At 62.3% G+C, this 16580-nt stretch carries 21 protein-coding genes, 1 tRNA gene and 2 rRNA genes; 6 read left to right on the top strand and 18 right to left on the bottom strand.

The features are described from left to right. Positions 1-4: 4 nt before the first annotated feature. From GGR39_RS03810 to GGR39_RS03775, 9 genes are all read right to left on the bottom strand, one after another. Entirely contained in the window at positions 5-253 is a 249-nt protein-coding gene (locus GGR39_RS03810; RefSeq protein ID WP_183615973.1) for an RNA polymerase sigma factor sigma-70 region 4 domain-containing protein, read from the bottom strand. Further along, complete coding sequence (locus GGR39_RS03805) at positions 250-1134, bottom strand: ArdC family protein (RefSeq protein ID WP_183615972.1); 885 nt, start codon at positions 1132-1134, stop codon at positions 250-252. The genes GGR39_RS03810 and GGR39_RS03805 overlap by 4 nt, the downstream gene beginning before the upstream one ends. 699 nt (positions 1135-1833) lie before the next feature. Continuing rightward, a complete protein-coding gene (locus GGR39_RS03800; RefSeq protein ID WP_183615971.1) occupies positions 1834-2691 on the bottom strand; it encodes a glucose 1-dehydrogenase in 858 nt (285 codons plus the stop codon). 25 nt (positions 2692-2716) lie between these two features. Further along, positions 2717-3229 (bottom strand): hemerythrin domain-containing protein, encoded by a 513-nt coding sequence (locus GGR39_RS03795; protein ID WP_183615970.1) that lies wholly within the window; start codon positions 3227-3229, stop codon positions 2717-2719. Positions 3230-3337: 108 nt separating this feature from the next. Then, positions 3338-3820, bottom strand: a complete 483-nt coding sequence (locus tag GGR39_RS03790) for a DUF421 domain-containing protein (RefSeq protein ID WP_183615969.1) — start codon at positions 3818-3820, stop codon at positions 3338-3340. Further along, positions 3820-4332: a hypothetical protein gene (locus GGR39_RS03785; protein WP_183615968.1), complete on the bottom strand. Its 513-nt coding sequence runs from the start codon at positions 4330-4332 to the stop codon at positions 3820-3822. The genes GGR39_RS03790 and GGR39_RS03785 overlap by 1 nt, the downstream gene beginning before the upstream one ends. A 9-nt stretch (positions 4333-4341) precedes the next feature. Further along, positions 4342-5016 (bottom strand): CinA family protein, encoded by a 675-nt coding sequence (locus GGR39_RS03780; protein ID WP_246388294.1) that lies wholly within the window; start codon positions 5014-5016, stop codon positions 4342-4344. Beyond that, entirely contained in the window at positions 5000-5356 is a 357-nt protein-coding gene (locus tag GGR39_RS17185) for a hypothetical protein (RefSeq protein ID WP_246388292.1), read from the bottom strand. The genes GGR39_RS03780 and GGR39_RS17185 overlap by 17 nt, the downstream gene beginning before the upstream one ends. Then, positions 5337-5990, bottom strand: a complete 654-nt coding sequence (locus GGR39_RS03775; protein ID WP_246388290.1) for a PAS domain S-box protein — start codon at positions 5988-5990, stop codon at positions 5337-5339. Before GGR39_RS03775 ends, GGR39_RS17185 begins: the two co-directional genes overlap by 20 nt. Positions 5991-6290: 300 nt before the next feature. Here GGR39_RS03775 and GGR39_RS03770 point away from each other — a divergent pair, with 300 nt between their 5' ends. Genes GGR39_RS03770 through GGR39_RS03745 form a run of 6 tightly spaced genes read left to right on the top strand, consistent with a single transcriptional unit; the run spans position 6291 to position 9606 of the window. Further along, entirely contained in the window at positions 6291-6866 is a 576-nt protein-coding gene (locus GGR39_RS03770) for an SRPBCC family protein (RefSeq protein WP_183615967.1), read from the top strand. Next, positions 6866-8056 carry a zinc-dependent alcohol dehydrogenase gene (locus tag GGR39_RS03765; RefSeq protein WP_183615966.1) on the top strand — a complete coding sequence of 397 codons (1191 nt, stop codon included), beginning with the start codon at positions 6866-6868 and terminating at the stop codon, positions 8054-8056. Before GGR39_RS03770 ends, GGR39_RS03765 begins: the two co-directional genes overlap by 1 nt. A gap of 12 nt (positions 8057-8068) precedes the next feature. Then, on the top strand, positions 8069-8839 hold the full coding sequence (locus tag GGR39_RS03760; protein WP_183615965.1) for an SDR family NAD(P)-dependent oxidoreductase: 771 nt from the start codon (positions 8069-8071) through the stop codon (positions 8837-8839). A 3-nt stretch (positions 8840-8842) separates the two neighbouring features. Next, positions 8843-9151 (top strand): DUF3175 domain-containing protein, encoded by a 309-nt coding sequence (locus GGR39_RS03755; protein ID WP_183615964.1) that lies wholly within the window; start codon positions 8843-8845, stop codon positions 9149-9151. Continuing rightward, complete coding sequence (locus GGR39_RS03750; protein WP_183615963.1) at positions 9144-9317, top strand: hypothetical protein; 174 nt, start codon at positions 9144-9146, stop codon at positions 9315-9317. The genes GGR39_RS03755 and GGR39_RS03750 overlap by 8 nt, the downstream gene beginning before the upstream one ends. Before the next feature lie 22 nt (positions 9318-9339). Continuing rightward, positions 9340-9606 carry a DUF2171 domain-containing protein gene (locus GGR39_RS03745; protein WP_183615962.1) on the top strand — a complete coding sequence of 89 codons (267 nt, stop codon included), beginning with the start codon at positions 9340-9342 and terminating at the stop codon, positions 9604-9606. A 27-nt stretch (positions 9607-9633) separates the two neighbouring features. Here the strand turns inward: GGR39_RS03745 and GGR39_RS03740 are convergent, their stop codons facing one another. From GGR39_RS03740 to GGR39_RS03700, 9 genes are all read right to left on the bottom strand, one after another. Further along, on the bottom strand, positions 9634-10854 hold the full coding sequence (locus GGR39_RS03740) for an NAD(P)/FAD-dependent oxidoreductase (protein ID WP_183615961.1): 1221 nt from the start codon (positions 10852-10854) through the stop codon (positions 9634-9636). Positions 10855-10897: 43 nt separating this feature from the next. Continuing rightward, positions 10898-11509: a flavodoxin family protein gene (locus GGR39_RS03735; protein ID WP_183615960.1), complete on the bottom strand. Its 612-nt coding sequence runs from the start codon at positions 11507-11509 to the stop codon at positions 10898-10900. A gap of 3 nt (positions 11510-11512) precedes the next feature. After that, positions 11513-11806 (bottom strand): plasmid stabilization protein, encoded by a 294-nt coding sequence (locus tag GGR39_RS03730; protein ID WP_183615959.1) that lies wholly within the window; start codon positions 11804-11806, stop codon positions 11513-11515. Between the two features lie 1361 nt (positions 11807-13167). Next, positions 13168-14052 carry a MucR family transcriptional regulator gene (locus GGR39_RS03725; RefSeq protein ID WP_183615958.1) on the bottom strand — a complete coding sequence of 295 codons (885 nt, stop codon included), beginning with the start codon at positions 14050-14052 and terminating at the stop codon, positions 13168-13170. 184 nt (positions 14053-14236) lie between these two features. After that, complete coding sequence (locus GGR39_RS03720) at positions 14237-14512, bottom strand: HU family DNA-binding protein (protein WP_183615957.1); 276 nt, start codon at positions 14510-14512, stop codon at positions 14237-14239. After that, positions 14509-15720: a phage integrase central domain-containing protein gene (locus tag GGR39_RS03715; protein ID WP_183615956.1), complete on the bottom strand. Its 1212-nt coding sequence runs from the start codon at positions 15718-15720 to the stop codon at positions 14509-14511. The genes GGR39_RS03720 and GGR39_RS03715 overlap by 4 nt, the downstream gene beginning before the upstream one ends. 209 nt (positions 15721-15929) lie before the next feature. Continuing rightward, a tRNA-Met gene (locus GGR39_RS03710) sits at positions 15930-16006 on the bottom strand. Positions 16007-16222: 216 nt separating this feature from the next. After that, positions 16223-16337, bottom strand: a 5S ribosomal RNA gene (rrf, locus tag GGR39_RS03705). 145 nt (positions 16338-16482) lie between these two features. Then, positions 16483-16580 (bottom strand): 23S ribosomal RNA (locus GGR39_RS03700); the annotation flags it as partial.

The following is a 16580-nucleotide window of genomic DNA, read 5'->3' as shown; positions in this document are numbered from 1 at the left end:
CTGGTCACCATGGCCACAAGCGCCACCACCAGGACTCAGGCTTGCGTATGCTCTTGGCGAAGATGAATAGCGCGCATGCGAACGCGTGCTGCACCTCGCTCTCGGTCAGGCCATAGCGTTTAGCCAGCTGGGCGTAAGTCACACCCTCTTCAAAGCGCATGGCCAGGAACACCTCACGCTGCAGATTGGTCATGCGCCGCAGGCTGCGGCGTGCCTTCCTCACGAAGGCACGCGAGGGACGCTGCTCGCTCATGCTTGCGCCTCCCCACAGCTCAGGAGAAAGTCCGCTGCCTTGCTGGCTGCACTCGCGGCCCGAAAGATCGCCTTCTCGTCGGCACGCAGCACCGGGAGCCAGGCACCCACGTAGTCGGCATGGCGCACTGTCGGCACGATGCCGAGCGAGGCACAGGCAAACGCGCTCGCCATCTCGGCGACAAGTTCTTCCCGGGCATAAGCGGCTGATCCAAACTTGCCCGACTGATCGCGTCCCAATCGGCTCGTGTGCCCGGTCCAGTGCCCCAGCTCATGCAGTGCCGTGCGGTACCAGTTGATCGGCTCGTGGAAGGCAGCTTGCGGTGGCACTGCCACATAGTCCTGCACCGGCGAGTAGTAGGCCTCGCCACCACCGATCCGGACGTCGGCACCACTGGCACGGATGATCGCGTCGACGGCCTCAACCGCAACGATCGGATCCGCCGAGACCTGCAGGCTTTTCAGCGCCTCTGGCAGCCCTTCGCATTGATCCACGTTGAAGACGGTGAACCGATTGAGGAATGCAACCGTCCTCGCCTCGCGATCCTCGCTCTGGGCCTTGTCCGCCCCGTCCCTGAGGGTGAAGCGATCGGCATAGCAGATGACCGTGCCCTTCTCGCCGCGCCGCACATGTCCGCCTGCCTGTTCGGCCTGCCGGTAGGTCAGCCAGCGCTGGGAGGTGAAGCCCTGCTCCACGCCGGCCCCCCACAGGATCAGCACGTTGATCCCAGAATAGCTTCGTCCCGACATCGCGTTGCTCGGCATCGTGCACGCACACTGGCTTGCATCCCAAGGCTGCACCCACGGCAACCTGCCTGCTTCCAGCTCCGCGATGATCCGCTGCGTTACCTCGGCGTAGAGGCTCTGACGATGGTCCTTCATGTCCTTCACTCCTCAAACCGCCATTGACCGGCGCCAGGGTGGCGGGGGGCGGCAGGAGCGGACCAACAGCCCCGCCGGCCAAGGCGGGGCGCACCTGACAAGGCTGCAACGAAGTGGAGGACCTGCAAGTGCAGCGAGGCGGGGTTGCGCCCCGGCGAGGCGGGGCTAACGGGCAGCGACGCCCCCCGTCACCTTGATGCCGCCAAAGGCCTACGCCGCCGCGCGCACCAGCGCGGGCGACAACTGACGAGCTGCAAGGCAGCTCACACCGGCCTGCCCACAGCAGGCGGGACACGCGTCAGGCGATCGTGACGGCCAAGCCGACGAGACGCCGATCAGGCGACTCGGCCGGAGCGAAGCGGAGGTAGAGCGCGATCAGTGCGACGCACTGAGACGCCAGATCTTGTCTTCACCTTACCTGGCAAAAGCACTCTCTGGTGACGTCCCGGGGGGCGTGTCAGCTTCATGCCCCAACTTGAACCGTCAAGGGCGAAGCGATAGCACCAAAAAGCGGATGAAACTCACTCAGGTAGTGTCATGACCGACAGATAGTCGATCATTCCGGGCGCACCATTTCAACAGGATCGAACCGGCGGCGGAATTGGGCGGCTCATTGCAAGGTTGAGGTGGCAGCGGTTGCGGAATCGAAGACCTCGAATAGCCTCCGTCGCTGTGCCTGCCACTTGAGATCGCTACGGCCTAGATAAATGGGCGGCCACCCGTCACCGGCACGGTCGCGCCGGTGATGTAGCTCGCCTCATCGCTGGCAAGCATCACATAGGGAGGTGCAAGTTCGCGCGGCTGCGCGGCGCGGCCAAGCGGTGTGTTTTCGCCGAATGTCTTCACCGCCTCGGGCGGCATGGTCGAAGGGATCAGCGGCGTCCACACCGGGCCGGGCGCGACGCAGTTCACGCGGATGCCCTTGTCCGCAAGCATCTGCGCGAGGCCCATCGTGAAATTCTGGATCGCGCCCTTGGTGGTCGCATAGGCGAGCAGGCTGGCATTGGGCTGATCGGCGTTGATAGAGGTCGTGTTGATGATCACGCCACCCTTCATCAGATGCGGGACCGCAGCCTTGGAAAGGTAGAACATCGCGTGGATGTTGACAGCGAAGGTCAACTGCCACTCGTCATCGGAAATGTCCTCGATATCCTCGAAGCTCGCCTGATGGGCCGCATTGTTGACGAGAATATCGATACCGCCCAGCTTCGCGATCGCCTTCTCGACAATCGCCCCGCAATGCCCGGCGTCACTGATGTCTCCGGGCACCAGAACCGCCTTCCGCCCCGCCTTTTCAATCCATTTTTGGGTTTCGCGAGCATCTTCATGCTCGTCGAGATAGGAGATGAGAAGGTCGGCGCCTTCGCGCGCATAGGCGATCGCCACCGCCCGCCCGATGCCGCTGTCGCCGCCGGTGATGATCGCGCGCTTGCCCGCCAGCCGGCCGGAGCCGGCATAGCTCTCCTCGCCGTGGTCGGGCCGCGGGTCCATTGCATCGGTCCTGCCCGGCATCGGCTGCTGCTGCTCGGGGTAAGGCGGACGGGGATCGCCGGTCATGGCCACATCCTTCGCAGTTAGAGCGTTAGGCCGCGATCAGATGCACGGCGGTCGGCTGTGCCAGCGGCAGGCCAGCCGATTTCGCCTGCGCCAATAGTTCCTCCTTGCGGGCCAGCATCTGGTCGCGCAGCACGACCAGATCGACATCGGTCTTCCGGCATTGGGCGAACATGCCTTCGGACGGCATTTCTTCTTCATGGACGTGGTGCTTGATCTCCTCGGAGAGGACCTTGACCTTGGCGTCGTAGAAATCGTCCTGGGGGCTGCCGGCCTCGATGTCGTTCACCAGCACCTTGGCGCCGTCATGCTCGACATAGGCTTCGTCGAGCGTGTCGCTCTCAATCTTCCCGCGAAAGGCGGGATAGAAGATTTCTTCCTCGATCAGCGTGTGGATCTTGAGTTCCGTGCATATCGCGTGGGCGAGCTTCTGTTTGCTGCTCGATGATGTGGCTTTCTCGAACTGCTCGAACAGATCCTCGACCTTGCGGTGGTCGGCCTTGAGCAAGGCGATGGCGTCGGTGAAGGTTTCGCGGGGCATGATATCCTCCTTTGGAGTGCTACCCGGAAAATGAGCGGATCATGGCATCCGTTCCCTGCAAGCGACTCGCAGCACGACGAAGCGTGAAGCAGTTGAATGCGATCACCTTCACACCGTCTTGTCATCATCTTCCTGTTTGGATGTCTCTTCTTCCTTCTTCGCGATGAAGCTGATCTTGCCATTGGGCTCGAGGATGGCCCACGCAACCTCGGCAATATGGGCGATGCCCGCGAGACGCATCTCGATTTCCACTTCAGCACGGGTGATGCGATCGCGGCGCATATTAGCCATGATCAGTTCACCGTTCTTGACCAACACGCGTGGCACGCCTTCCAGCAACCTTTCGGCGCGTGGGGAGAGATAGGTGGCCCAGCTCAGCGCCAGTGCCCAGAAGGCGATGGTGCCAATGGCGAGGGCGGCGCCCGTCATGCTGAGATCATTATGGGTAATGCCCTGCTGGACCAGGTCGCCCATCACGACGAGCAGCACCAGTTCGAACGGCGTGACCTGGCTCAGCTCCCGCTTGCCCAACAGCCGGAGCAACAGATACATGACGAAGAACATCACGCTGGCGCGCAGGATGATGTCCATCAGGGCAGCACCTTGATCGTGACCGGCACAGCGGCCAGCCGACGCTCGCCGTCAAGCGCCACGACCTCGCCGCTCGTTCCCGCGAACAGCGGTGGATTGATCTGGCCATCGATCTTGAAGCGGAAAGTCTCGCCCGGCTTGGCGTCACCGAAGGAAAAGCGATGAAAGCCGCTCCTGTGGCTTTCATCACCTGCGGCCGGGATCATCGTGTTGATGGTCATTTCCCGCCACAGAACATCCGAGACGGCAATGACGAGATCACCGATCGGCCGTTGCGGCGTGACCTCGACGATCGTCTCGAACGCCATGCCGTTGCGCAGCGTTTCCGGCGTTCGCACGCTCATGGCGACCATATCGTTCGACGAGTGCCGAACGATGGCCGGCTGGCCACCGAACAGGCCGGCCAGTCCGGCGCCCAGCAACACGATGAGAAGGAGGAGCGGCCAGGGGTTGGCCCTCCGGCTGTTGCTTTCATGCTCTTGCGTGATGCCGTCCGGCGCCTGCGCTGCCATGGCCAGAGCTCAGGCCGCCCGCTGCGGTCGACCCGCCACAGCCGATAGCATGTCGGGCAGCATGTCGAGCGCGACCCGCAGGCTCTCGATCCGTGTCGCACCGCGCCCGATGTCACCGAAATGGCAGACGATATGGCGTGTCTCCACCCCATGCGCGGCGCAGGCGAAATGCACCAGCCCGGGTTCGTCGCCGGGTTCGCCGGGGCCGGCAAAGCCGGTGATCGCAATCGCCAGCCGGGCGTCCGACCGGCGCAAGGCGCCTTCGGCCATGGCGCGCGCCACCGGCTCGCTGACCGCGCCGCAATCGTCGATCATCTGATGGCTGAGCCCGAGCAGGTCGCATTTGGCCTTGTTACTGTAGACAACGAAGCCACGGTCGAAGGCGTTGCTGGCGCCCTCGATATCCGTAAGCAGCGAAGCAAGCAGCCCGCCGGTGCAGCTTTCCGCGGTCGCGATCCCGATCTTGGCCTTGCTCGCGGTTTCGAGCAGGACCATTGCCGCCTCGATAATGTCGTCAGGTAAAACCGGCGACAGCGTCTCGGCGTCCGGTGTCGGCATGGCTTTGTGCTGCGAGGACATCTTCCTTCTCTCTGTCGGCGCCATCGGCTGGTAAGAAACCTCTGTCCTGCCGATACCGTTCCCTTGGAAATGCGGCAGTGGCTTTTCCTCAGCGCGCCAGGGCATCCCGCGGGAGCTTCAGGACAGTCTCAAAGACGCCGTCGCGCCATTCCCGGACAATCGTTCCCTGAAGTCCCCTGAGGGTCGCGTCGAGCAGGCTCGTGCCGAACCCCGCCTGAGGCTTTTCCGACCACTGGCCGCCCTCTTCCCGCCAGAACACGGAGACCGCTGCGGCATCGGTGGCGATGTCGACGCTGAGCGAACCGTCTGGATTGGAGAGCGCACCATATTTGACCGCATTGGTGGCGAGTTCGTGGAACAGCAGCGCAAGCGACGTCATCGCATGCTGGCCGACCACTGTATCGCAATCCACAACCGCGATGCCGTCATCTCCATAGGGTGCCATCACCGCCGCGAGGATCTCGCCTAGGGTCGTCGGCCCTGTCCTCGCTGTGCAGCACCAGCGACTGCGCGGCAGCGAGCGATGTGATACGGGCGTTCAATTCCTCGGTGAACGTCTGGACATCATCGGCGCGGCGACCGCCGATGCTGATCAGGCCCTGAACGATCGACAGCAGGTTCTTCACCCGATGCTTCATCTCGCTCAGCAGCAGCGCCTGCTCATTCGCATGTCGCAGCCGTTCACTGATATCGCGCGCAATCGTGGAGGCGCCGATGATCGTCCCGTCGGCGTTGCGAAGCGGCGAGATTGCCACTTCGACATGAACGGGTACGGCCTCTCGGGTGCACCGGACCGTCTCGAACCGGCCGATGCGTTCGCCCAGGCGCAAACGGGCCACGATATCGGCCTCCTCGTGTAGGCGCTCCTCCGGTATGATCAGGCTGATCGGCCTTCCGACGGCTTCCTCGCGCGAATAGCCGAACAGGCGCTCAGCACCCGCGTTCCAGCTGGTGATAGTGCCATCGAGTGTCTTGCTGAGGATGGCATCGGTTGAATCCTCGACGATCGCCGCAAGCCAGGCTGTCGTGTCGGCGGAAAAGTGCGGATCGGACAGGGAATGCAGACTTACCGGTGACATGTTCGATCCTTCCTTGCGGCGGCGCATTGAAGGAATAGCATGGCGTCCGCGGAAGGTCCGCAGCTGAGCTCCGACAGTGCGTTGGCCGTCGGCTAGTCCGCACGATAGCAGATTCCACCCCTGGGAACAAACCACGGGCCATCGGTTCGGCACGAAGACTCATCGGCCAGCCGGATATTGACGCAGGCCGAGCCGTGGCCGTGACAGGCTGTGCTTCCTGCCGGAACGATGCGGCCATGATGCCCGTTCTGCAATTCGAGCCCCCGAGCGCCGAAGACCCCACTCTGCAGGAGAAGTGCAATGGCCGATTTGCGTGACGATGCACCGATCACGACGTCGAAGCGCAGCGACGGAATTATCGATGCGACAGAGAATCTGCTCGAGGCCAAAGGCCATAGTCTTGTCGGCCGCTCCGTGACGATCAACCGGCCACGCGCCGAACTCTACGCCTATTGGCGCGACTTCACGAAACTTCCCAGCTTCATGGACAATGTCGAGCGTGTCGATTTGATCGACGATACCACCAGCCATTGGGTCGTGAAGGCACCCGGCGGCAAGACCGTCGAGTGGGATGCCGTCATCACTGAGGAACGGCCTGACGAACTGATCGCCTGGGCATCGACGGAAGGCGCGGATGTCCCCAATAGCGGACGCATCGACTTCAGGGACGCAGGCGATCGCGGCACGGTGGTCACCGCGACCATTCTCTACGATCCACCCGCCGGCTTCATCGGCAAGGTCATCGCCAAGATGTTCCAGCGCGAGCCGGCGATTCAGGCGCGCCGTGACCTGCGGCGCTTCAAACAGCTCATGGAGACCGGCGAAATCGCCACGGCAGCGCGGACACACAAGCAATTGAAAGAGGAGACCGCCTGATGCGCGCGCTCACCTGGCACGGCAAGCATGACGTCCGCGTCGACACTGTCGATGATCCAGAAATCCTCAACCCGCGCGATGCGATCATCAAGGTCACTTCGACGGCGATCTGCGGGTCGGACCTCCATCTGTACGACGGCTACATCCCGACGATGCAGGCGGGTGACATCCTCGGCCATGAGTTCATGGGCGAGGTGGTCGAGACCGGCCCCAAATCAACGCTCAAAAAGGGCCAGCGCGTGGTGGTGCCGTTCACGATCGCCTGCGGCAGTTGCTATCATTGCGGCAAGCATCAATATTCCGCCTGCGACAACGCCAATCCGGCGGACAATCAGGACATCGCTCAGACGCTCTACGGCCAGCCGATGTCGGGGCTGTTCGGCTACAGCCACATGACCGGCGGCTATGCGGGGGGCCAAGCCGAATATGTCCGCGTGCCGTTCAGCGACGTGGGTCCGATCGTCATTCCCGACGGAATCGATGATGACAAGGTGCTGTTCCTGTCGGACATCCTGCCGACCGGTTGGCAGGCGGCGGAATTCGCACAGATCGAGCCGGGCGATACGGTCGCGGTCTGGGGCTGCGGTCCCGTTGGCCTGTTCTGCGTGCAGTCCGCCTTCCTGATGGGCGCTGAGCGCGTCATCGCGATCGACCATTTCCCGCGCCGGCTCGAACTGGCGGCCAAGTTCGGCGCCGAAACCCTCAACTTCGAGGAAAGTAAGACCTACGAGGCGCTGATGGAGATGACTGGCGGCATCGGCCCGGATGCCTGCATCGACGCGGTCGGCCTTGAGGCGCACGGCCTGTTCGTCGACAATGTCTGGGACCAGATCAAGGTCTCGACCTTCACCGGCACCGACCGCACCCATTCGATCCGCCAGGCGATCATCGCCTGCCGCAAGGGCGGTCGCGTGTCGATGCCTGCGGTCTATGGCGGCTTTGTCGACAAATTTCCGCTCGGCGCCTTCATGGAGAAGGGACTGACCCTAAAGACGGGCCAGACCCATGTGCAGCATTATCTGCCCGGGCTGCTCGCTGCGATCATGGAAGGGAAGATCGATACGACCTTCCTGATCAGCCACCGCATGGCGCTGAGCGAGGCGCCTGAGGGCTACAAGATCTTCCACGATCACCAGAACGACGTGACCAAGGTGGTCCTGAAACCGGGCCTCGACCGGGTCGCCGCGTAAGGAGAAACCGACATGGCTGACAAATTCGCAATCATCACCGGCGCTTCGACCGGCATCGGCGCCGAGCTTGCCAGACTGGCGGTTGCGGACGGATATGACCTGCTGCTGGTTGCCGACACGCCCTTTGTCGATCCGTCAGTCGGGAATGCCAATGCCCGGACGCTCGAAGTCGATCTCGCGACGCTCGAAGGGGTCGATCGACTGCTCGACGCCGCCGGTGGCCGGCGTATCGATCTGCTGTGCGCGAATGCTGGGCATGGCCTCGGCGGACCGTTTCTCGACCACGCCGTCAGTGACTGGCGCCATGTCATCGACACCAATGTGACGGGCACCGTTTACCTGTTGCAGAAGGTACTCGCGAAGATGGTGGCGCAGGGCGAAGGCAAGGTTCTCGTGACCGGCTCAATCGCGGGCTGGATGCCGGGCAGCTTCTCGGCGGTCTATAACGGCACGAAGGCGTTCATCGACAATTTCACCGCCGCGATCCGCAATGAGCTCAAGGAGCATGCCGGGATCACAATCACCACCCTCGAACCTGGACCGGTCGAGACCGAGTTCTTCCACCGTGCCGGCATGGATGACACCAAGGTCGGCCAGAATGACAAGAAATCCGATCCTGCGGATGTCGCGAAGGACGGCTGGGACGCGCTGATGGCCGGCAAGGACACGATAATCTCGGGCTGGAAGAACAAGCTCCAGGTCGCCGCGTCGGGTGTGCTGCCACAATCCGTGCCGGCGCAGCTGCATCGCGGCATGGCCGAGCCGGGCAGCGGGAAGGATTGAGCTATGGCCGGCAAGAAATGGTCGCAGGACGTGACCGAGCATTCGGACGCGCTCGATCTCGAGGACGGCGTTTTCAAGCAGGACGATCCCGTCAAGATCGCTGCGTCGCTCAAGTGCTCGGCTGAACGCAGCAAGCGCCGCAAGGGCACGCCGCTGCAATCGGCGATGGGCATGCTCAACTTCTATATCAATCGCGCGGGAGACAATCTCGGCAAGGGCCAGCGGCAGGTGCTGGAGAAAGCCAAGGATGAACTGCGTGAAGCATTCGACAGTGAGCCGAAGGACACGCACAAGGAGAAAGCCCATGGCTGAGAAAGGCAGGGAGCGCGACCAGACCTCGCGTGGCCCTCTGGGCGATGCCCGTCCGGATAGCACCGACAACGATACGCGAACGGGCGGGGGCCGGCCGGTGGAAAAGGTCGAGGACCGGCCCATGGTCGGCACCGTCAAACCGGAAGATTACCCGTCCCAGCAGTGACGAACAGCAAGGAGTGATGCACATGGCCGACCTCAGCCAGATCAGGGAGCATATGGAAATCATCGGCGCCGACGGTGTCCATATCGGCACTGTCGATAAGGTCGAAGGCGATCGGATCAAGATGACCAAGGCCGACAGTGGATCGCATGGCGATCATCATCATTATTTCTCGGGCGGCCTTGTGGCTGCCGTGGAAGGTGATCAGGTGCGGTTGTCCGCAGCCGGGTCGGCGGCGGTGCTGCTCGAGGAGGAGAAAGGGGGCGAGCCGCTGACCGAGAAGAACCCGTGACCGGCTCGCGAGGACCGCGCCGCTCGGTCACTCAAAACGGTAAGGACTGAAACAATCGCGATCCGGATCGGGCTCGCCGCCCAATTCCCGCTCGAGCATTTGAGCGGCGAGGCTGGCGAAAGCGATGCCGTTGCCGCCGAAACCCGCCGCCATCCAAACGTTCGGCATCGTCGCGACGGGGCCGATCGCCGGCAAGCCATCGGGCGAGGCGCCAAAGGTTGCCGCCCACTTCCGGTCGATGGTGATCGGGCGGGCGCCAAGCAAGGTCTCAAGCTTGGCGGCAATGGCACCCGCTTTCGAGCCCAGCAGCGCGTTTCGCACGGCCTCATCGGCGGACTCTATATCTTCTCCGCCCGCGATGATGCGTCCGATACGGTCAGTGCGGACATAGAGATACGGGTCGGACGCTTCCCAGATCATCGCCCGCTCACGCCAGAGCGGTGCGCCGCCCGGCGGCGTGGCGATCGCGAAGGTGGAGTGCAGGCCGAACGCGGGCGGCAGGAACAGCGACGCGCGCTCATATCCCGTGGCGAGGATCACGTTTTCGGCTCGGCAGCTTCTTCCATCGGCCATCTCCAGAACGATTCCGCTATCGTCAGGGTGGAGTCCGGTCACATCAACAGGCCAGTGCAAGTTCGCGCCCTCTCTGCGCGCGCGATCCAGCAGGGCATGGCACAGGCGAACCGGCTCGATCTCGAAGCCGCCCTGCGACGCGATTGCCGCGCGGGCCGCGATATCGAAGCGCTCCGCCACCTCCTCCGCTCGCAGAAAGACGGAGGGCAAGCCGTTGCGACGATGGATATCCGCTTCCCTGACCAGCCCGGCCTCATCGAGGACAGAGCCGGTAAGATAGAGTGTGGGGCGGGCAACCCTTCCACCATTCAGCCCCAGCGCATCGATGTGTTTCCCGAGATCACGCACGGCGGTGAGCACACGCGTCCACCGTCGCGCTGCCTCCGCTTCGCCGATCTCAGTCGCAAGATGGCTCATCGGCACATCCATGGCCCACATGATCTCGGCGGTGGAGGCCGCCGTGCTGCCGCAACCAGGCGGACGGCGGTCGAACAGGGCGATGCGCCGCCCGCTATCCGCCAGCCGCTGAGCGATGAGCGCGCCGACGATTCCCGATCCGACGATGGCGACGTCGACAGGCTCGGCTGGAAATGGATCGGACGGCCGCGACGGCCAGTCCGTTTCCTGCCAGGGAACATCCCCGGTGCGCAGGTCGCGGCATTCGGTGAGTGTCATCGGGCCATTGGCAGTTCAACAGCGGCGCCGATCGCGAACAGCCTCATCCGGGATAATTCTGCTGGCTAAGCAGGCCGGCGAGATGCGTGGCGTTGCTGGCCACCATCTTCGCCGTCTTAGCGACCATTTCCGGGGTTGCGTTGAGATCCTTGAAATCGGTCGATCCCATTGCCTCGCCGACCCAATAACAGGCAGCCACAGCCGGGATCGTCCAGCCGACATCGTTGAGCGCCTGAAAAATCTGCGCCGAGCAGAAATGTGCGCCATCCTCATTGCCGACGATGGCGGCGACCGCGACCTTCCCGTAGCTCGGCATGCGTCCGTGATCGTCGGTTTCTTCGAGGAAGGCGTCCATGCGCTCCAGCACGCGCTTGGCGATACTGCTGACCTGTCCCATCCAGATCGGTCCCCCGAGGATCAATATATCATGGGCAAGGATTTTCTTGCGCAGCGCCGGCCAGTCGTCGCCTTCGCCCTCGTCCGAAGTGACGCCCGGCCTGATGTTGAGCGCCGCCACGCGGATGGTCTCGCTTACAGCGACATCCCGGTCGCGAAAGGCATCGGCCAGCACTGTGATCATCGCATCGGTGGACGAGGTCTCACTGGGGTCGCTCTTCAACGTGCAGTTGAGAGGCAAAGCCTTGATCGCCGGCATGTCCTACCCCGCTCGCTTGCGGCGCGTCTCCCAGCCCTTCTTGGCCGCCGCCGATCGCTTCTCATGGCTCTGGCTCGACCCACTGATCTTGCCGCCCTTGCGCGAAGAGGCTCGGCTCTCTGCCTTGCCGCGTCCCGAGCCGGACTTGTTTCCACCGCCTGATTCCTTGTTCACCGTCGCCCAGGCGCGTCGTTCAGCTTCCTTGCTGCTAACCCCGCGATCTTCATATCCCTTTTCGATATGCTCGGCCTTGCGCTTCTGCTTGTCGGAATAGCTCGACTTGTCTCCGCGGGGCATGACGTTTTCTTTGCATTTTCATGCCGGCGAAACGCTTGAAAGGCACAACGGTGCCGCGGGTTGTGAACTCCGACTGATTGGCTCAGATCGCGCTGGGAGCCGATCCATACTTCTTGCTTGGGACCATCAGGAAAATTCCGGGAATTCCCGAGGTGGAAATCCACAGTTCGCGATGCCGTTGAGGGTGGCCTGAAGCGAACCAAAGTCGGCCAATTTCCGATGCGATGAACAGACGGCAAGTTTCAGGAGACCAATTTTCCTGGGTTGCCGTCCGCTATGTCAGCGGCAGCGGCCTTGCTCGAAAGTCTGATCTGGAATGACGGCTTCTCGCTTCTAACGTCAGAAGCCGCCGTTCCGGACACGCCCAATATTGGACGGCCAGAGCTGGCACGGGCACCGTCTCAGTTCGGCTTTCTCCTCAGTTTGCGGAACAGAGCCATGGCAAGCCTTGCTGCTGCTGCTCCGATCATAGTTCCGATTGCCGCTTGAAACGCCATAGCTGCAAGGAAGAAGACCCATGCGAGCGTCGGGTAGGTCGTAGGCAGTCCCACGACAGCCGTAGCCGCTACGAGAGTGCAGAAGGCGCATGGCCAAATGAGGCGCGGTGCATGATCTCTGACGATCGCGCACCAAAGAACCGCCCCAAAAGCTACAAGACCGCTGAACGGAAGAACAAAGAAGGCGAGAACGTCCACAGCCGCAAGCTTACGAATTTATGGCAGCTTACCACGACTTATCCGTCGCAAAGGCTGGCCGGCTCGGGCCCTATAATCTGCCCTTCGCAGCTCGGCCTCGAGATATGAACAGAAGGCAGGTTTCAGGGGGTCGTATCGAGCCTCGGAACGACGGCTTTGTCGGCGGCAGCCGCCATTGCCTTAGCCACCTGAACAAACGTCGGCTTATTTCATCTTGGCGCTCCAGAGCGGTCAGGCCTGCATGCGCCAGCCTAGCCTGGGGTGCAGCCTCGCCGCTATCATTGCCGGCGGTACGAAAGCGCTGATTGAGCAAGCCTCAAGCCTCCGTCCTCTGCCTGCGTAGTCCACACCGTGTCCACAGCTTCTGTTTAGAACGCGGCGTCACCGAATTGAGGATCGTTACACCCGGATCTATCCAGGCTGAGTGTCTCTCCTGTGCATACTTGGCCGGCACCAGCCTTCGACAGTCTCGATCCACCGAGGCGTAAACGACCAGCGCCTCGCACTATGTGAGGACTGCGGTGTGCCGCTTACCCTTGCAAGCAATGGCCACTGGCACGCAAGTAAGCCAGCTTCGACACAGCACCCAAACCGCATCCGCCGGGCCTGACACAAAGCCTGCCAGGCCAGCGAGGGGCGCGCTACCGCGCCTCGCCTGAGGCTGCGTTACTCGCTCTTCTCGCCCTCGATAGGCGCCCGAGCGCCGGGTTGATCGGTCTGGGTGGAGGCGGTGCCACGCGCCATGCGCTTGGGGCTCTTGCGCTTTGCCGGCTCTGCGGCGGCAGCAACGTCTTCAATCGAGCCCTGCGGCGGCGGCGAAGCCTCTGCTTGCGCGGCAGGCGCGCTCGCCCGTTCATCATCCGACTTCTTGAACACTCCCAGCTTTGCGCGGCGCTTTGGCTTCTGCGCTGCCTCTACAGACTGTTCAACAGCAGCACTGTCCTGCATGGCGGCGGGAAGTTCAGCCGTGGAGTCAGCAGCTCCCGCTGCCTTCGTCTTTGATTTAACACGACGAGCGGCAGCGGCCTTGGTTGGGGCAGACGTGCCCGCGCGCTTCTTGGCTACTGGCGTTGCCCGCTGCTCCGACGCCGAAGGCGCCTCAGTCTGCGTGCTTTGAGGCACGGTCAATGTCGCTGTAGCAGTCTCCTCCGGCTTCTTGCGGCCCAGCCCAAGCTGCTGTGCAACTTCGCGGCGCTTGTCAGCATAGGCCGGAGCGACCGTGGGATAGCTGGCCGGGAGATTGTACCGCGACCGATAGGCATCAGGCGTCAGTCCATGCGACGCAAGATGCCGCTTCAGGGTTTTGTAGGGCCTGCCATCGATAAGGCTGATGATGTGCTCGGGCGAGGCCAGGCTCTTGCGCACCGAGACTGCGGGTGTGAAAGTCTCCGGCTCCGGCTGCGTTTCGACCTGCTCGCCGGTGAGCGCTTCTCTGGTCGTGCGGATCAAGCCAGCAATGTCCTGCGACGCCACCGTATTGTTCGCAAGGTATGCGCTCAGCAGTTGCACTGTCAGCGCCGCAACATCATTGGTGGACTCGATCTCCGACATTCAGCTTTTCCTTCACGCAAGCGGATCTGACGGCAGCTTTTCCCGTCATCTGATCAACAAATCACTACCAGGCAGTGTAGTCGATATGCACTCAGCCGTCTGCAACTCTTCGCGATGCGTCTGGCGCCGCGGTAATGAAGCAGCCAAAAGGCCCCGCGCACATATTTACGCGAGGCCTGTTCAATCAACCGTTCAGGCGATCCTTCACCGCCTTGGCTGGCGTGAAGCCAAGCTTCTTGGAAGCGGCAATCTGGATGGTTTCGCCAGTCGACGGGTTGCGGCCCTCACGCGCAGCGCTGTCCTTCACCTTGAATTTGCCAAAGCCATTCAGCGCGACCTCGTCGCCGGCAGCAACTGCGTCAGCGATGGCGGCGAAGACGGCGTCGACGATCTTGCGAGCGTCAGCCTTGGTCAGCTCGTTGGTCTCAGCAATTCGCTCTGCGAGCTCGGCATTGTTCATGTGGTACTCTCCAGTTGTGGAGCAGCGCTTCTAGCGGGCTTGCCCTCGCCTTCCAGCATGCCAGCGATGAAAATTCCCCAGTCCTGTAGCATCCGTCGCCGCGGCGTCAGGTAAAGCGCACTGTTGTAGGCACCGCGCACCTCGTCCTGCTCGGCATGGGCCAGGGCCAACTCGATCCAGTCGGATCGATAGTCCTCGGCCTCGTTCGCCCAGGTCGAGGCAAGCCCCCGAAAGCCATGGACCGTCTGCCGGCCACGGTAACCCATGCGGTAGCAGGCATAAATCATGGTGTTCTGCGACAGCGGCTGTTCCGGCTTATCGCCAGGAAAGACAAAGCCGCGCCCCCCATAGCTGGGCAGACGCTTCAACAAGGCCACAACCTCCCGAGAAAGGGGTACGAGATGCTCGCGTTCCATCTTCATGCGCTCTGCTGGCACTCGCCACAGCGGCTCCGGCGTATCCAGACCCTCAAACTCATCCCAGGTTGCAAGCCGGGTCTCGTTGGTGCGAGCCCAAGTCAGCAGCGTAAACAGCATTGCCGCACGCGTGATCGCCCGCCTGCGCGGGTTCTCCTCGCCATCGTACTGGTCGATCGCACGGACGAGCTCCGGCAGCTCACGCACGCCAACTCGTGCCATGTGCCGCACCCGCGGCTTGGGCTTGAGCAGATCGGTGATGTGAGCGGCAGGATCCTGATCCGCCCAGCCCTGCGGAATGGCAAAGCGGTAAATCTGGCTGACATGCTGCTTGAGACGGCGGCTGACGTCCAAGGCACCGCGCGCTTCGACAGCGCGCACCATCGCCAACACGTCCGCGCTGGTGATCTCCTTAAGCTGCTTCGCGCCAAGCGGAGGAAAGGCGTCGCGCTCGAGCCGCGTCATCAGGCGCTCGGCGTGGCTGGGCTCGAGTGAGGAAAGACGATTTGCATGCCAGGCTCGCGCGGCCTCCTCGAAGGTCGTGCCGTGTACCGGCGTGTCTTGAGCGCCAGGATCCCTCCCCTGCCCCAATGCCACCTTGGCTTCCGCGCGGCGAAGCCGCGCATCTGCCAGGCTCACTTTCGGATAGGAGCCGATCGAGAGCAGCTTTTCCTTGCCGGCAAAGCGGTACTTGAGCCGCCAGAGCTTGGAGCCGTTGGGACGGACGAGGACGTAGAGGCCCTCACCATCAGCAAGCTTGTAGTCCTTTTGGCGCTTGGTGGCGTAGCGCACTTCCAGTTCCTTGAGGGCCATGTGGGGGTACTCCTGCGGTGCTGCCGGGCAGTACCCCACAAAATACCCCCAGATGCAAATCGCCGTCCTGGCATTTAGGGGGCTGCTTTGAGACGATCTGGAGCCTTGCGACTCGGGCTTAAGCTGTAGAAAACAGGCACAAAAAAACCGCTCTGAGTTCACTAGAGCGGTTGTGGGATTGAGATGTATGGTTGCGGGGGTAGGATTTGAACCTACGACCTTCAGGTTATGAGCCTGACGAGCTACCGGGCTGCTCCACCCCGCGTCACCATGGGCTGAGTGTGTCAGCCCTTTTGCAGCAGTTTTGTGTTGTCCGAGGAGACGGTGTCGACCTTGGACTTGCGGGCTGCTTTGCCCCGCGAAGGTGTTAGTGCGTTTTGTTGAAACGCGAAGAGGGCCTGTGAGGGCCCTCTTTGAGTGGGCGGATTGCCCTGACTTGTGAATGGGTTTTTGTTCTCGTGAGCTGTGCGCTGGCTTCAATGCCTGGCGACGTCCTACTCTTCCAACGCTTGAGCGTTAGTACCATTGGCGCTGTCAGGTTTCACGGCCGAGTTCGAGATGGGATCGGGTGGGTCACTGACGCTATGGTCACCAAGCAATGGAGCGAGCGCATGGCTCACGAGGGTTTTCAATCGATGTTTTCCCGTGCGGTATTTTTTGCAGATGATGTGTCTGGCTGGCTTGTCGTCCAGTCGATGAGCGTGCCTGCTTTTGGGCAGGTTTGTCATTGATGGTGGGACTTCGCAAGCATGAACAGAGTGATTAGGACCGGTTAGCTCCACAAGTTACCCTGCTTCTACACCCGGCCTATCAACGTGATGGTCTATCACGACTCTAAG

This window comes from Novosphingobium fluoreni (genome assembly GCF_014196615.1).
Lineage (GTDB): Bacteria > Pseudomonadota > Alphaproteobacteria > Sphingomonadales > Sphingomonadaceae > Novosphingobium > Novosphingobium fluoreni.
Note: the sequence above shows the minus strand (reverse complement) of the source record. Positions and strands in the feature narration are given on the sequence as shown.

Coding starts and splice junctions, on each gene's coding strand:
- GGR39_RS03745 (WP_183615962.1), top strand. CDS start 9,340: ATGGCCGACCTCAGCCAGATCAGGGAGCATATGGAAATCATCGGCGCC.
- GGR39_RS03785 (WP_183615968.1), bottom strand. CDS start 4,332: ATGGCAGCGCAGGCGCCGGACGGCATCACGCAAGAGCATGAAAGCAAC.
- GGR39_RS03770 (WP_183615967.1), top strand. CDS start 6,291: ATGGCCGATTTGCGTGACGATGCACCGATCACGACGTCGAAGCGCAGC.
- GGR39_RS17185 (WP_246388292.1), bottom strand. CDS start 5,356: ATGGCACCCTATGGAGATGACGGCATCGCGGTTGTGGATTGCGATACA.
- GGR39_RS03800 (WP_183615971.1), bottom strand. CDS start 2,691: ATGACCGGCGATCCCCGTCCGCCTTACCCCGAGCAGCAGCAGCCGATG.
- GGR39_RS03755 (WP_183615964.1), top strand. CDS start 8,843: ATGGCCGGCAAGAAATGGTCGCAGGACGTGACCGAGCATTCGGACGCG.
- GGR39_RS03725 (WP_183615958.1), bottom strand. CDS start 14,052: ATGTCGGAGATCGAGTCCACCAATGATGTTGCGGCGCTGACAGTGCAA.
- GGR39_RS03720 (WP_183615957.1), bottom strand. CDS start 14,512: ATGAACAATGCCGAGCTCGCAGAGCGAATTGCTGAGACCAACGAGCTG.
- GGR39_RS03765 (WP_183615966.1), top strand. CDS start 6,866: ATGCGCGCGCTCACCTGGCACGGCAAGCATGACGTCCGCGTCGACACT.
- GGR39_RS03790 (WP_183615969.1), bottom strand. CDS start 3,820: ATGGACATCATCCTGCGCGCCAGCGTGATGTTCTTCGTCATGTATCTG.
- GGR39_RS03735 (WP_183615960.1), bottom strand. CDS start 11,509: ATGCCGGCGATCAAGGCTTTGCCTCTCAACTGCACGTTGAAGAGCGAC.
- GGR39_RS03750 (WP_183615963.1), top strand. CDS start 9,144: ATGGCTGAGAAAGGCAGGGAGCGCGACCAGACCTCGCGTGGCCCTCTG.
- GGR39_RS03795 (WP_183615970.1), bottom strand. CDS start 3,229: ATGCCCCGCGAAACCTTCACCGACGCCATCGCCTTGCTCAAGGCCGAC.
- GGR39_RS03805 (WP_183615972.1), bottom strand. CDS start 1,134: ATGAAGGACCATCGTCAGAGCCTCTACGCCGAGGTAACGCAGCGGATC.
- GGR39_RS03740 (WP_183615961.1), bottom strand. CDS start 10,854: ATGACACTCACCGAATGCCGCGACCTGCGCACCGGGGATGTTCCCTGG.
- GGR39_RS03775 (WP_246388290.1), bottom strand. CDS start 5,990: ATGTCACCGGTAAGTCTGCATTCCCTGTCCGATCCGCACTTTTCCGCC.
- GGR39_RS03730 (WP_183615959.1), bottom strand. CDS start 11,806: ATGCCCCGCGGAGACAAGTCGAGCTATTCCGACAAGCAGAAGCGCAAG.
- GGR39_RS03780 (WP_246388294.1), bottom strand. CDS start 5,016: ATGCCCTGGCGCGCTGAGGAAAAGCCACTGCCGCATTTCCAAGGGAAC.
- GGR39_RS03810 (WP_183615973.1), bottom strand. CDS start 253: ATGAGCGAGCAGCGTCCCTCGCGTGCCTTCGTGAGGAAGGCACGCCGC.
- GGR39_RS03760 (WP_183615965.1), top strand. CDS start 8,069: ATGGCTGACAAATTCGCAATCATCACCGGCGCTTCGACCGGCATCGGC.